This is a genomic window from Methylobacterium sp. WL18 (genome assembly GCF_008040015.1).
GTDB classification, from domain to species: domain Bacteria; phylum Pseudomonadota; class Alphaproteobacteria; order Rhizobiales; family Beijerinckiaceae; genus Methylobacterium; species Methylobacterium mesophilicum.
Map to the genome: position 1 here is coordinate 1 of NZ_VRVD01001070.1, position 948 is coordinate 948.

The 948-nt window shown below is 73.9% G+C and carries 1 pseudogene; it reads left to right on the forward strand.

The annotated features are described in order from the left end of the window. Positions 1-948, forward strand: a pseudogene (locus FV228_RS30950) (hypothetical protein); the annotation flags it as partial.

Sequence of the window (948 nt, forward strand, 5' to 3'; positions counted from 1 at the left end):
GCGCATGGACCTCGCCCGCCGCCTCGAGGCGCGCGTCGAGGATATGGCGGCGCCGTCCGCCGCCGTGTCCGAGCTGCAGCGCGAGACCGTGCGTCTGCGCGAGGCGATCAATCAGCTGGCCACCAGCCGCGATGTCGGGGCGCTGGAGCAGGCCGTGACCTCGCTCGCCCACGGCATCGAGCGGGCGCAGGTCGGCACCGACCTCGCCGCGATCGCGGCGCCGGTCGAGCAGGTCCGGGCGCAGGTCGAGCGCCTGGCCGAGGAGGTCGCCGAGAACGTCCACACCCGCGTGGCCGACGACGTGCGCCGCTTGGCCGAGCGCCTCGACAGCGTCGCGGCGGCCGGCCAAGCCGGTTCGGACAACCATACTCTGGCCGGTCTGTTCGCGGAACTCGAAGAGATCCGCCGCCTGATCGGCGCCCTGGCCGGCCCGGAGCGGATCCAGAGTCTCGCCAACAGCCTTCAGGCCGTGAGCGCCCAGATCGCGCAGCTGCAGCGCATGGGGAGCGACGCCAGCCTGCGCCCGCTGCTGGAGGAGATCCGCAGCGACGTCCGCACGGGCGCCCCGGCTGCCATCGCCGAGCAGATCCAGACGCTGGCCGACAAGGTCGACGGCCTCTACACCCGCGACCAGCGCTACGACCGCGCCGAAGCGTCCGAGTCGGCTCAGGCCGGCGACATGGCCTCGATCCACGCGATGCTGCGCAGCCTCGCCGAGAAGGTCGATCAGGTCGGCAGCCGCCCGGAGAACGAGGGCCTCGACGCCCTGGAGAAGCAGGTCGTCTCGCTCGCGGGCCGGCTCGATGCCCCCCGCAGCGGCGACCCGGCCCTGGCCGGCCTCGAGCGCACCATGGACGACCTGCTGCAGCAGGTCGCGGCCCTGCGCGAATCGGCGCCGAGCGAGGCCGTCGTCGAGCGCGCCGCGCGCAACGCCGTGGCCCAGACCCT